This is a genomic window from Methylotenera oryzisoli, assembly GCF_004661485.1.
Taxonomy (GTDB): domain Bacteria; phylum Pseudomonadota; class Gammaproteobacteria; order Burkholderiales; family Methylophilaceae; genus Methylotenera; species Methylotenera oryzisoli.
This window is the reverse complement of the sequence record NZ_PQVH01000001.1, coordinates 20,283-32,545: the sequence shown is the minus strand read 5'-3', so window position 1 is coordinate 32,545 and position 12,263 is coordinate 20,283. Positions and strand designations below refer to the sequence as shown.

13 protein-coding genes are annotated in these 12,263 nt (G+C 44.7%); 5 read left to right on the top strand and 8 right to left on the bottom strand.

What is annotated here, in order from left to right; genetic code table 11:
• Nucleotides 1-12: 12 nt before the first annotated feature.
• Nucleotides 13-627, top strand: a complete 615-nt coding sequence (locus tag C3Y98_RS00160; RefSeq protein WP_135276118.1) for a glutathione S-transferase family protein — start codon at nucleotides 13-15, stop codon at nucleotides 625-627.
• 61 nt (nucleotides 628-688) lie between these two features.
• Here C3Y98_RS00160 and C3Y98_RS00155 read toward each other — a convergent pair whose 3' ends face one another.
• From C3Y98_RS00155 to C3Y98_RS00140, 4 genes are all read right to left on the bottom strand, one after another.
• The gene (locus C3Y98_RS00155) at nucleotides 689-1,018 is read right to left on the bottom strand and encodes a hypothetical protein (RefSeq protein ID WP_135276117.1); all 330 of its coding nucleotides are present in this window, start codon (nucleotides 1,016-1,018) and stop codon (nucleotides 689-691) included.
• 16 nt (nucleotides 1,019-1,034) lie between these two features.
• Entirely contained in the window at nucleotides 1,035-2,144 is a 1,110-nt protein-coding gene (gene mnmA / locus C3Y98_RS00150) for a tRNA 2-thiouridine(34) synthase MnmA (RefSeq protein WP_135276116.1), read from the bottom strand.
• A gap of 11 nt (nucleotides 2,145-2,155) precedes the next feature.
• Nucleotides 2,156-2,599, bottom strand: a complete 444-nt coding sequence (locus C3Y98_RS00145) for an NUDIX hydrolase (RefSeq protein ID WP_135276115.1) — start codon at nucleotides 2,597-2,599, stop codon at nucleotides 2,156-2,158.
• A 100-nt stretch (nucleotides 2,600-2,699) separates the two neighbouring features.
• Nucleotides 2,700-3,332: a MarC family protein gene (locus tag C3Y98_RS00140; RefSeq protein ID WP_135276114.1), complete on the bottom strand. Its 633-nt coding sequence runs from the start codon at nucleotides 3,330-3,332 to the stop codon at nucleotides 2,700-2,702.
• 74 nt (nucleotides 3,333-3,406) lie between these two features.
• Between C3Y98_RS00140 and C3Y98_RS00135 the strand changes: the two genes are divergently transcribed.
• Nucleotides 3,407-4,009: a Maf family protein gene (locus C3Y98_RS00135; protein ID WP_135276113.1), complete on the top strand. Its 603-nt coding sequence runs from the start codon at nucleotides 3,407-3,409 to the stop codon at nucleotides 4,007-4,009.
• Nucleotides 4,010-4,036: 27 nt separating this feature from the next.
• Complete coding sequence (rng, locus tag C3Y98_RS00130; RefSeq protein WP_135276112.1) at nucleotides 4,037-5,488, top strand: ribonuclease G; 1,452 nt, start codon at nucleotides 4,037-4,039, stop codon at nucleotides 5,486-5,488.
• A gap of 81 nt (nucleotides 5,489-5,569) precedes the next feature.
• Here rng and C3Y98_RS00125 read toward each other — a convergent pair whose 3' ends face one another.
• The 4 genes from C3Y98_RS00125 to C3Y98_RS00110 all read right to left on the bottom strand — a co-directional run bounded on the left by C3Y98_RS00125 (nucleotide 5,570) and on the right by C3Y98_RS00110 (nucleotide 9,878).
• Nucleotides 5,570-7,657 carry a dynamin family protein gene (locus tag C3Y98_RS00125; RefSeq protein ID WP_135276111.1) on the bottom strand — a complete coding sequence of 696 codons (2,088 nt, stop codon included), beginning with the start codon at nucleotides 7,655-7,657 and terminating at the stop codon, nucleotides 5,570-5,572.
• Nucleotides 7,658-7,671: 14 nt separating this feature from the next.
• A complete protein-coding gene (locus C3Y98_RS00120; RefSeq protein ID WP_135276110.1) occupies nucleotides 7,672-8,247 on the bottom strand; it encodes a YggT family protein in 576 nt (191 codons plus the stop codon).
• A gap of 16 nt (nucleotides 8,248-8,263) precedes the next feature.
• Nucleotides 8,264-9,070, bottom strand: a complete 807-nt coding sequence (gene proC, locus C3Y98_RS00115; RefSeq protein WP_135276109.1) for a pyrroline-5-carboxylate reductase — start codon at nucleotides 9,068-9,070, stop codon at nucleotides 8,264-8,266.
• Nucleotides 9,071-9,182: 112 nt separating this feature from the next.
• A complete protein-coding gene (locus C3Y98_RS00110) occupies nucleotides 9,183-9,878 on the bottom strand; it encodes a YggS family pyridoxal phosphate-dependent enzyme (RefSeq protein ID WP_135276108.1) in 696 nt (231 codons plus the stop codon).
• Nucleotides 9,879-9,951: 73 nt separating this feature from the next.
• Between C3Y98_RS00110 and C3Y98_RS00105 the strand changes: the two genes are divergently transcribed.
• Entirely contained in the window at nucleotides 9,952-10,995 is a 1,044-nt protein-coding gene (locus C3Y98_RS00105) for a type IV pilus twitching motility protein PilT (protein ID WP_135276107.1), read from the top strand.
• Nucleotides 10,996-11,065: 70 nt separating this feature from the next.
• Nucleotides 11,066-12,202, top strand: coding sequence for a PilT/PilU family type 4a pilus ATPase (locus C3Y98_RS00100; protein ID WP_135276239.1), 1,137 nt, complete (start codon nucleotides 11,066-11,068; stop codon nucleotides 12,200-12,202).
• Nucleotides 12,203-12,263: the final 61 nt, after the last annotated feature.

Genomic DNA, 12,263 nt, shown 5'->3' with positions numbered 1-12,263 from the left:
TACTAAAATATTATGAAGCTTTTATATACCGTAAATAGTCCCTATGCACGTAAAGTGCGTATTGTTGCCGCTGAAAAACATATTGATGTTCAACTGCAAGAAGTGGTGTTGTCAGCGCCGGACTGTCCTGTTAAAGACTATAACCCTTTAGGTAAAGTGCCAGTGTTGATTTTAGCTGATGGAGATAGTCTGTATGACTCTCGCGTCATAGCTGAGTATTTTGATAATCGCACACCATTAGCGCATTTGATTCCTAAAGATAACGGAGCCAAATCTGCAGTGCGTAGATGGGAAGCCTTGGCTGACGGTGTATGCGATGCTGCTGTGGCGGTAATGTTAGAGCAAAGAAAACCACAGCCAATGCAAGATGCTGCATTTATTGATAAACAGATGGATAAAGTGACACGCGGTTTAACTGTGCTTAATAATGATTTGGGGCAAAATAAATGGTGTGTAGATGACACCTTTAGTTTGGCAGATATTGCAGTAGGTTGCGTGTTGGGTTACTTGGGTCTACGCTTTAGCCAAGTGATTAATCTGGCAGAAGATTATGCAAATCTGGATAGATTGCAAGCTGCCTTGCTACAACGCCAGTCATTTAAGGACACCTTGCCTGTAGCCAATTAATATTGATAAGTAACGGTTAAGTGGTATCAGCAGGCGATTTGTGTAACAGCTGCTGATGCTGCTAAAAAAGCTCGCTGTTCTCGTCCAAAATTCCTGATAGTTGTGATTTATGGCGCATAGACTGCCTTTGATTCAGGCGTTTTTGAGCTTGCTCGGGCAAGTCGGTAAAGCGAATGATGTTCCGCTCTACCAGTAATGTGATCACGTCTTCCAATACACGCGCTAAATGAATATCACTTTCGCGGAAAGCGTCAGCCTCTGCCAGAGAGTGCTCCAAAAAGTTGATGTAGGCCTTATCAGTGGCGTCGACTTGTATCCAATCATCCCCTGGCTTTTCTAAAGCGCTGGTTGCAATGATGTGGCCTTGGGAGTTTTTCAGTGCGTACGCCATGTTGATATCCCTTTATTTAAATTGCGCCAGTAATAATACCACCGCCTAAGCATACGTTACTTTCGTAAACCACAGCAGATTGGCCTGGCGTGATTGCCCATTGTTTTTGCCCAAATTTAATTTCCACTTCATCGGCATTGATGCTGTCGATTTCGCATGGCGCATCAGGCTGGCGATAACGAGTTTTTGCCGCATAAACCCAGTTCGTGATTGGGTTTTCATCACTAATCCAATGTAATTGTCCTGCTTTAAGGCCGTCATTAAGCAGTAACGGGTGTTCGTGTCCCTGCACCACAATCAGTTCGTTTTTTTCCATATCTTTTGCGGCCACAAACCACGGCTCGCCATTGCTTTCTCGGCTACCGCCAATTTTTAGACCCTGGCGTTGGCCTAGCGTGTAATACATTAAGCCTTCGTGACGGCCGATCAGTTTGCCTTCAGGGGTTTTCATATCGCCCGGCTCGCGAGGTAAGTATTTACTTAAGAACTCTTGGAAAGGGCGCTCGCCAATAAAGCAAATGCCGGTGGAGTCTTTTTTCTCTGCATTGATTAGCCCTGCACTGCGTGCTATTTCACGCACTTCACGCTTTAAGTGCTGGCCTAGTGGAAACAAGGTTTTAGATAGCTGTGCCTGATTGAGTCTGTATAAGAAATAGCTTTGGTCTTTACTGCCATCATCTGCCTTCATGAGCTGGAATAAGCCAGGTTTTAGTGGATTTTCCCGTACCTGCGCATAGTGACCGGTGGCGATTAAATCTGCGCCCATGCCCATGGCGTGGTCAAGAAAAGCTTTGAATTTAATTTCAGCATTACACAGAATATCTGGGTTAGGTGTACGTCCAGCTTGATATTCGCTCAGGAAGTTGGCAAAAACGCGGTCTTTATATTCTTTACTAAAGTTCACTGCTTCGATTTCAATGCCGATTTTGTCTGCGACTGATACCGCATCGATTAAGTCTTGCTTACTTGAGCAGTATTCGTCGGTGTCGTCATCTTCCCAGTTTTTCATGAAAAGACCGGTGACCTCATACCCTTGCTGTTTGAGTAACAATGCGGTGACTGATGAGTCCACGCCGCCAGAAAGGCCGACCACGATTTTCTTTTTTTGAGCTTTATTTAAATTCATAGGTGTTTAAGTTATAGGTGCGTAATCACTGATAATGGAAAGTGTTGTCCACTCAGGTAGTCTTCAATACAAGTAATGACTTGCGGGCTGCGCATGAGCATCGCGTTATTGCGTATTTCATCTGCAGTCATCCACACGGTGCGAATAATGCCATCATCCAGACCAAGTTCTGGCCTGTGCTGACTCACATGGCCAATATAGGCAAACCTTAAATAGGTGGTGTCATTGTGCTCATGTTTCCAATGGTAAACGCCAAGTAAGCTGGTTGGCTGGAATGTATAAGTGGTTTCTTCCAGCGTTTCACGAATCACCGCTTCCAGCAGCGTTTCGCCATCTTCCAGATGACCTGCGGGTTGGTTAAAGCGATTGCCGCGGTCGGTGGTTTCTTCTACCAGCAGGAATTTACCGTTTTCTTCAATAATCGCCGCGACTGTGGCGTGTGGCTTCCATTGCATAATGTGGTCTTAAATTAATTTAACGTTATTTTACTCTGAAGCATGCCATTTGCCGAAATATCTCTTTACGTTAGCACTATTATTTGAGAGCGCAGGGGTATTAACCCAAGGTAGGGAATAGCCCTGTGAGGCCATGTGCAATAAATTCTACGGCCATGGCCGCCAGAATTAAGCCCATTAGGCGAGTAACCACATTAATGCCGATGAACCCTAGCTGGTTTGAAATGCGTACTGACAGTTTTAATGCGAGCCAGATCGTAATACAGACTAAAGATATTGGGATGATAAGGGAAAGATGGCCTAGCGGAGTAGGGCTCTTTTGAGCGGCAATAATCATGTTACTGATGGCACCAGGGCCTGCGAGCAGAGGAATGCTCAGTGGCACGATGGCAATCACCTCCCGCTCAGCTAACGTTTGAGCCTCTTCCGGTGTTTGGCGAGCACCGCTTTGCTTGCCGTGCATCATGGATATAGCAATCAGCATCAGTAAAATGCCGCCACCTACCTGAAACGATGGGATAGAAACGCCGAAGAAGTCTAAAATTTTATCGCCCATCAATGACGAGATCGTTAGTATGATAAATACAGAAAAGGCGACAGTTCGTGCGGTGTGCGCTCGCTCGGCAGTGCTCCAGCCGCTGGTGGCACTAATAAAAATAGGTACGCTACCAATCGGGTTTACAATGGCAAACAAACCTAGACTGATTTTAAATAAACTTGGCCAGTCCATCATATTTATTTCCGTTTCCTTAAATCTAACGTGATTAACGCGTTGTTAATTCTTAGATAGTAAATTAAAGTGCCTGTATGTGGAAAAATAATCATAAAAACTCAACCATTATTCTGGCATCGCGTAGCCCTCGCCGTGTAGAGCTGTTAAAGCAGATCGGACTGGATTGCAAAATTTTTCCTGCGGATATTGATGAGTCGCAATTGCTAGATGAGTCGCCGGTGCAGTATGTCACTAGACTGGCGCGAGAAAAAGCCGCTGCTTGTACTGCTTTGCTAGCCGAAGAATATCTGGATTATCCAATTTTAGCAGCAGACACTACGGTGGCGCTGTCGGGTATGGTATTAGGTAAGCCAATCGATGATGACGATGCACGTGATATGCTCAACAAGTTAGCAGCGGGCATGCATCAAGTTCATACCGCAGTTGCCTTGAGTTTCAATGGTGCAATCGAGGTGTTACTGAGCTCGACCAATGTGGAAATGATGCCATTGTCAGCGGAACAAATTGAAAAATATATTGCCACAGGAGATCATCGGGACAAGGCTGGCAGCTATGGAATACAAGGCTTGGCAGGCGCTTGGATCAAAAGAATTGAAGGCAGCTATACCGGCGTGATGGGGCTGCCGATATTTGAGACTGCCGCTTTGTTAAGAAAACATTGCATTATTACGATTTAAACGATTAATGAATGAAGTGGGTAAAAATTGAGCGAAGAAGTACTAATTAACGTAACACCGCAAGAAACACGCATTGCCATGATGGAAAACGGCGTGGTGCAAGAGTTGCAGATTGAACGTAGCTCATCACTAGGATTAGTCGGTAATATCTATAGAGGCGTTGTGTGCAGGGTGCTGCCAGGCATGCAGTCGGCCTTTGTCGAGATTGGCTTGCAGCGTGCTGCTTTCTTGCATGCAGGCGATGTTTTAGCGTGCGGTGATGCTGAGTTAAAGCGGCCAATTCAAGAAGTGTTGCACGAAGGCCAGTCTGTCATGGTGCAGGTGATTAAAGAGCCAATTGGCACTAAAGGCGCACGATTGACGACCCACATCAGTATTGCCGGGCGCTTTCTGGTGTATTTGCCTCAGCAAGAGCATATTGGGGTGTCGCAGCGTATTGAAATAGAGGCTGAGCGTGAGTCTTTAAAAGCCCGCTTGCTAGGCTTGCTGCCTGAAGACAGGGTTGGCGGCTATATCATTCGCACCATGTCAGAAGCCGCTACTGACGAAGAGTTATTGGCAGATATTGATTACTTAAATAAAACCTGGAAGCACATTAAGCAGCAGAGCATTACAGTACCTGAGCGCACATTGATTTTTCAAGACTTGAACTTGCCTATGCGTGTGTTGCGTGACGTATTATGTGCGGATACGGAAATGGTGCGTGTGGACTCCAGTGAAACTTACCAGCGCTTGGTGGATTTTTCTAATTTATATGCAATTTCCGCCTTAGATAAACTCGTGCATTACCAAGGTGAGCGGCCGCTGTTCGACTTATATAGTATCGAGCAGGAAATCGAAAAAGCTATGTCACGCAAAGTGGAGTTAAAGTCTGGCGGCTATTTGATTTTTGACCAAACTGAAGCTTTGACCACGGTTGATGTCAATACTGGTAGTTTTGTGAGTGGAAAAAACCTGTCCGATACCATCTTTAAAACCAATCTGGAAGCAGCGCAATCCATCGCGCGCCAATTACGGTTACGTAATCTGGGCGGCATCATCATTATTGATTTTATTGATATGGATGAAGACGTGCAGCGTGCCGCCGTGTTAGATGAACTGCAAAAAGCTGTGGCGCGTGACCGGGCGCGTACTGGCATTAATGGCTTTACACCACTAGGTTTAGTGGAAATGACGCGTAAAAGAACGCGAGAAAGTTTAGCGCATATTCTTTGTGAACCATGCTCAACATGTAAGGGGCGGGGTGAGTTAAAAACCGCACAAACTGTCTGTTATGAAATTTTACGTGAACTGTTACGTGAGGCGCGCCAGTTTAGCGCACGAGAGTTGAGAGTGCTTGCTGCACCGAAAGTAATCGAAATGTTGCTGGATGAAGAATCGCAGAGTTTAGCCAATCTGTCGGATTTTATTGCTAAGCCTATTTCTCTGCAGGTTGAGCCTAGCTATGCGCAAGAGTCGTTTGATATTATTTTGATGTAATCGCCTGAATACTGTCATTGATAGATACAGTAGTCTTTTCAAGTAATTACCAAGACGTTATTAGATAGGTGCTCAACAACGCTAAATAAAAGGGGCATCAAACTTAACGTTTGATTTACCCATTTCACGCTCACTCGTGTTAGTTTTAGCCGTTACATTTAAATGCACCATGTTGCTTTCTATTGCGTGCGCTTTGTTATCCTCGGTACTAAACTTGGCACTGCGCATGAGCTTGAGTAAGATAGCATCCAGTTGATTAGATTGATCTTGATATTTGGTCAGGTTCTTTTCAGCATTCGCTATATTTTTAATCACTTTGTCTGCGTTGTTGTGTGACTCCATCAGTGTCTCTGCACGTTGATCCAGCGCAGTTTTGTGTACATTAATTTGATTCTTTAACTCACCAATCACTTGATTGAGCCAGTGGGTGCAATCAAGATGCGCTTGTTCAAATATAGCCTGAATTTGTACGCCCAAGCCCAAGAAGAACTTGCGAATTAAGAAGTTTTTCTCTGTCAGGAGGTTGACTGGGCTGGTGCAGAACTCTTCTGTCACTTTTTCTAGCGCTTGAATGTTCTCAATAAAATTGCGCATATCGAGTTTAACCGCTTCTGTTTTCTCAAAGCCATGCTTACTCCAAAATAGTTGGTATAGATCATCCGCATGTTTTTTAATAATTTGTCCCTCGATGCTGATTTCCTCTGCAAGGTTAATCGCTAACCTAGTGATTTCACGAATGTTGCGGTTAAGTCCAACGGTTGTCCAGCTGTCGCCCATGTCTTGTTTGGTTTGTGCGAGCGTTGTGTCTAAATAGCCAAGGCTTAAGTGGCGTAGTAATTTACTGCTTAATCGTTTGATTTTTTCACTACCTTGGTTAAAGGTAAGAATCGATGCTTCATAGCGTTTTCGCTCAGCAACGACTTTGGCTAGAATCTCTTTGGAAGCATCATGGCTTTTATGCTGTAGTTCTCTCAGTTCTGCGAGTTGATTTTTTATACTGTCAACGCGGATTTGGGCAATTTTCCGAGATGCCCTAATCATATTGGAGCACTCTGTGACAACTGCTCTGCCTAGAATCTCGTGCTTGGACTGCACCATTTGTTCGGCAAGCGAGTTTTCCAGTTTATTGATGCCGCTACGTTTAAGTAGCGTTTCATCTTTTCTAATTTTGGCAACAAGTGCTTTCTGGGCTGAGATAGCAAAAATATTATGTGCATCTAAACCTAGTTCATGCGCTGTATTTTTAATCTGTTTTTGAATCAGTTGCTCAACTTCGGTATCGGACTCCAGCCCGTCCCAAAGAATATCAATTTTGTTTAATACAACCAGTTTATGAGCTGCACGCTTTTGTACGTAGCTGTTCCAAATCTGCATGTCAGATTTAGTAATGCCAGTATCTGTTGCGGTTAGAAATAAAATCGCTTGAGCATTGGGCAGAATGCTAAGCGTAAGCTCAGGCTCTGCGCCCATGGTATTAAGGCCTGGTGTATCTAATACTACCAAGCCATTTTTTAGAAGCGGGTGAGGGTAGTTGATTAGCGCGTGACGCCAAACGGGTATCTCAACTTTTCCGCTTTCGGCAAACTGACGTTGCATACTGGTGTCATCTTCATTCCAGAAACCTAGCCTTTTTGCGGTATCAATGCTGACGTCTCGTTTTTGTACCAGTGCGCGCAAGGTTTGCTTCATTGCGTCGGCAGAATCAATATCTAGCCTAATTTTGTGCCAGACATCTGGCGTAGTTTTCAGGTAACTGAGCGTGTCGTCAGATTGTCTGGTTTCAATAGGTAGGAGTTTGATACAAGGCTCCTCTTTATCACTCCAGAAAATCTCGGTAGGGCACATGGTTGTGCGCCCTGGCTCACTCGGTAGCAGTCTTTGGTTAAAGTCGGAAAAGAAGAGGGCGTTAATGGTCTCGGTTTTGCCGCGTGAGAACTCGGCCAAGAGTGCTAATACTAACTGATCCTTTTTTAAGATTTCTTTAATATCATACAGTCTTAATTCTTGTATGGCATTGAGCGCCTCAGCATGGCCCGTCCAATCGATATATTCGTCAATCGTAGCAATAAGGTTTGCTCGCCATTGACTGTACTCTGTAATTTTCGAAGTTAACGTCGAAATATCAGCCGTTGCCTGAAGTGGTACAGAATTAGATATCGATATACTCATGGTGTTATCTTAACTTACAACGTAGATAGTAAGTTGTTTTCTAATGGAATTAGTATAGTAGTTAGCAATAACTGTGCCGTAATGATAAACGCCAATGGACTCAGGTCAAAATTTCCCGCAGGCGGGATGTATTTTCTGAAGATACGCAACACCGGATAAGTCAGACTATTTAAAACTGGTGCAATAGGGGTGTGCGGGTTAACCCAGCTTAAGATGGCTTGAATTAACACCGCGTACAGGAAAATAGATAGGCTAATGCTGACGATACCAATGAGTGCTATGCCAAAGATAACGATCCAAACCGTACTTCCTGCAATGAGAATAGGAAAGCCTTTGAGCCATAAAGTACATACACTGAGAATAAGTTGTGTGAGGTAAGCTAGTGCCAGCGTAGATAGATCTATTTTGCCAATGCTAGGCAAAATGCGGCGCATAGGCTTGACTGCAAAATTAGTCACGGTGACGATTAACTGCGCGAGTTGATTTTGAAATGGCGCCTTGGTCAGTTGAAAATAAAAACGTAGTAAAAAGGCAAAGCTCAGTATGCTGAGCACTGCTTGCAGCAAAAATAAAATGGCGTTATTGAGCATAGTGTTTCCTAGGTAATTATTGACCTAGCAGGTCTCCTAATGTCACTGACTTATCAGCCGCCGCCTTGGCCGCTTGAGCAATGATTTGTTTGATATCTGCAGATTCCAAACTCAGGATACCCTGTTCCGTTGTACCACCCTTAGAGGTAACCTGCGCGCGCAGAGTTTTAACGTCAGTGTTGCTTTGCGTTGCTAGTAAACTGGCGCCGGCAAATGTTTGCAGCGCTAGCATGTTGGCTTCTTCATCTTTCAAGCCTAATGCCACGCCTGCAGCTTGCAATGCTTCTATAAAGTAGAACACATAAGCCGGGCCGCTACCTGATATCGCAGTGACCGCGTCCATTTTTGCCTCATCATCCAGCCATAAGGTTTTACCCACCGCTGCAAGAATGGTCGTGGCTTGCTCACGCTGTGTTTGCGTAACTTGCGGCATCGCATAAAGTGCGGAGACGCCTGCCTGAATTTGCGCCGGAGTGTTTGGCATGACGCGCACAATCCCTTGGTAGTGATTAAGCCAAGTGGACATATCTTTGCTTCTGACGCCGGCGGCAATCGAAACGACCAGTTGCGATGTCAGTACAGGGTTGAGTTGCTGGCAAACTTCCTTAAGTTGCTGCGGTTTAACTGCGAGCACAATCACATCAGTGTTGCGAAACTCAGCATAAGTGTCGGTAACTTGGACATTAAGGTCTTGCGCTAACTCTGCTCTTTTTTGTGCATCCGGCTCCAGCACGGTAATGTCTGACATATCAAAACCATTTTGTTTCAAGCCGCCAATAATTGCGCGCGCCATATTGCCGCCGCCAATAAAGTTAATCTTCATTTATGCCCTTAAATTTCAGTATTTAATTATCTTAAGTGTTTATTTGTATTACGTATTTAGTTTTTTTGTATTCAAGTATGTCCGTGCTAATTAAATCTGGCTACAATTTTTACTAGGCTGCCTTTAGAGGTGCTCTTGCACCAAACAGCGCCGAGCCGATACGCACAATGGTTGCCCCTTGGGTAATGGCTGTTTGATAGTCATTAGACATACCGATAGACAGCGTATCTAGTGCAAATCCCTTGCGGATAAGCGCATCATAGCATTCTCTTACTTGTTTAAATTGTGCAATCTGCTGTGCTTGGTCTGTAGTCGGGGCTGGAATTGCCATCAGACCGCGCAGTTTTAAATTAGGTAGCACGTTAATCGCTACCGCTAAGGCTTCCAGCTGGTCTGGTAATACACCGCTTTTGGACTCTTCATTGCTTACATTGACTTGTATGCATACCTGCAGTGGTCGCAATATAGATGATCTGGCCTCGTTCAGACGCTGGGCAATTTTCAGGCGGTCTACACTGTGCACCCAGCTAAAGTTTTGTGCAATCAATTGGGTCTTGTTGCTTTGTATCGGGCCAATAAAGTGCCATTCTATGGCGAGGTCTGTGAGCTGCTTTTGTTTTTCCAGTGCTTCTTGGCTGTAGTTCTCACCAAAAGCGATCTGTCCAGCTGCGTAAGCATCGCGTATCGCGGCTGCCGACTGTGCTTTACTTACTGCGAGCAATTGCACCTGTTGGTGGCTGGGGCTGGAGGCAGCTGCAGATTGGATAGTTGCTAGAATATCTTGCAAGCGATTGCTAATTGTGGTCATAATTCACTAAGCCTAGAAGTTCGAGCATGTAATAACTAAAAATTAACCATCAGAATTATATCAGGAGCAGGTTGTGGATATTTCGGATTTACTCGCATTTTCAGTTAAAAATAAAGCCTCAGATTTACACTTATCTGCAGGCCTGCCTCCAATGATCCGTGTACACGGAGATATTAGAAAAATCAATGTACCAGCGATGGACCACAGTGAAGTGCATGACATGGTGTACGACATCATGAATGATGGTCAACGCAAGGTGTATGAAGAAACATTGGAATGTGACTTTTCATTCGAGATTCCGAACTTAGCGCGTTTCCGCGTTAACGCTTTTAATCATAATCGCGGCTCTGGCGCGGTATTCCGTACGATTCCTTCAAAAATACTAACGCTGGAACAGTTAAATTGCCCTGCCATTTTTAAAGATATTGCGGATACCCCTCGTGGTATCTGTTTGGTTACTGGGCCTACCGGTTCTGGTAAGTCTACTACCCTCGCCGCAATGATTGATTATATTAACGACAAAGAGTTCGGGCATATTCTTACGGTTGAAGATCCGATTGAGTTTGTGCATCAATCTAAAAAGTGTTTAATTAACCAGCGTGAGGTTGGTCCACATACATTGTCATTTAACAATGCCCTGCGTTCAGCTTTGCGTGAAGACCCTGATGTGATTTTGGTGGGTGAGCTACGCGATCTAGAGACTATCCGTTTAGCGTTGACTGCCGCAGAAACCGGGCATATGGTGTTTGGTACCTTGCATACAAGCTCTGCGGCTAAAACGGTAGACCGTATTATCGACGTATTCCCGGCGGCTGAAAAAGAAATGGTGCGCTCAATGTTGTCTGAGTCTTTACGTGCGGTGATTTCCCAAACCTTGTTAAAAACTAAAGATGAGCAGGGGCGAGTTGCCGCGCACGAGATTATGATTGGGACGCCAGCGATTCGTAACCTGATTCGTGAGAATAAAATTCCACAAATGTATTCAGCGATTCAAACTGGGCAGAATGTTGGCATGCAAACGCTGGATCAAAACTTACAGGATCTAGTCAAACGTGGCGTGGTTTCAGCGAATGAAGCTCGCGCAAAAGCAGCAAACAAAGATGCCATCTTAGGCTAGATAGCACGTTAGTATTTAGGATAACGCATTCATATTAGGTTTAGTAAAGGGAGTCATCGTGCAAGGGCAAATGGAAAAAGGGCAAGCTGAGAAGTTTGTGTTCGACTTATTACGGTTGATGTTGGCTAAAAACGCTTCTGATTTGTTCATTACCGTTGGGTTCCCGCCGGCAATCAAGGTGGATGGTAAAGTAACGCCGTTGAGCAGTCAGGTGTTATCAGCGTTACAGGCGCGTGAAATTTCACGTGCGATTATGAACGATAAGCAAACCGCGGAGTTTGATGCCACCAATGAGTGTAACTTTGCCATTGGTATTCCTAGTGTGGCGCGTTTCCGTGTAAATGCATTTGTGCAACGAGGCTCTGTGGGCTTGGTATTTAGAACGATTACGACCAAAATTCCTGAAATTGATGATTTAGGCTTGCCGCCAGTACTAAAAGACGTGGCAATGACCAAGCGTGGTTTGGTTATTTTTGTGGGTGGCACCGGCTCCGGTAAGTCGACTTCACTTGCGGCAATGGTGGGCTATCGTAACCAAAACAGCTATGGGCATATTATTACCATTGAAGATCCGGTTGAGTTCGTGCATGAGCACAAGAACTGTATTGTGACCCAACGTGAAGTGGGGGTGGATACAGATAATTGGCACATTGCCTTGAAAAACACCTTACGTCAGGCACCGGATGTGATTTTGATTGGTGAAATTCGCGACCGTGAAACCATGGACTATGCGATTGCCTTTGCAGAAACCGGCCACCTCTGTATGGCCACATTGCATGCCAATAGCACTAATCAGGCGTTAGACCGTATTATTAACTTCTTCCCCGAAGAGCGCCGCCATCAATTGTTGATGGACTTATCGTTGAATGTGCGTGCTTTTGTGTCGCAACGCTTAATTCCTAAAAAGGAAGGCAAGGGTAGGACAGCAGCAATGGAGGTCATGCTGAACTCACCATTAATTTCAGATTTAATCTTTAAGGGTGAAGTGCACGAGATTAAAGAGATTATTGCTAAATCGCGCGAGTTAGGAATGCAAACCTTTGACCAATCATTATTTGATTTGTACGAGGCTGATGCGATTACTTACGAAGATGCTTTGCGTAATGCTGACTCAGTCAACGACCTGCGCCTAAAAATTAAACTGGAAGGTAAAGGTGCGCACAGTAAAGACTTGTCCGCTGGGCTGGATGCATTAGGCATAGTGTAAGGTCATCTCAACAATAAAAAAAGGCGCTGATCATCAGCGCCTTTTTTATTGTAAATTAAGT

Bases quoted from the DNA above. Each gene is read 5' to 3' on its own strand.
- C3Y98_RS00110 (WP_135276108.1), bottom strand. From the start codon at position 9,878: ATGACCACAATTAGCAATCGCTTGCAAGATATTCTAGCAACTATCCAA.
- C3Y98_RS00120 (WP_135276110.1), bottom strand. From the start codon at position 8,247: ATGCTCAATAACGCCATTTTATTTTTGCTGCAAGCAGTGCTCAGCATA.
- C3Y98_RS00125 (WP_135276111.1), bottom strand. From the start codon at position 7,657: ATGAGTATATCGATATCTAATTCTGTACCACTTCAGGCAACGGCTGAT.
- C3Y98_RS00160 (WP_135276118.1), top strand. From the start codon at position 13: ATGAAGCTTTTATATACCGTAAATAGTCCCTATGCACGTAAAGTGCGT.
- C3Y98_RS00100 (WP_135276239.1), top strand. From the start codon at position 11,066: ATGGAAAAAGGGCAAGCTGAGAAGTTTGTGTTCGACTTATTACGGTTG.
- proC (WP_135276109.1), bottom strand. From the start codon at position 9,070: ATGAAGATTAACTTTATTGGCGGCGGCAATATGGCGCGCGCAATTATT.
- C3Y98_RS00135 (WP_135276113.1), top strand. From the start codon at position 3,407: ATGTGGAAAAATAATCATAAAAACTCAACCATTATTCTGGCATCGCGT.
- C3Y98_RS00145 (WP_135276115.1), bottom strand. From the start codon at position 2,599: ATGCAATGGAAGCCACACGCCACAGTCGCGGCGATTATTGAAGAAAAC.
- C3Y98_RS00155 (WP_135276117.1), bottom strand. From the start codon at position 1,018: ATGGCGTACGCACTGAAAAACTCCCAAGGCCACATCATTGCAACCAGC.
- C3Y98_RS00140 (WP_135276114.1), bottom strand. From the start codon at position 3,332: ATGATGGACTGGCCAAGTTTATTTAAAATCAGTCTAGGTTTGTTTGCC.
- mnmA (WP_135276116.1), bottom strand. From the start codon at position 2,144: ATGAATTTAAATAAAGCTCAAAAAAAGAAAATCGTGGTCGGCCTTTCT.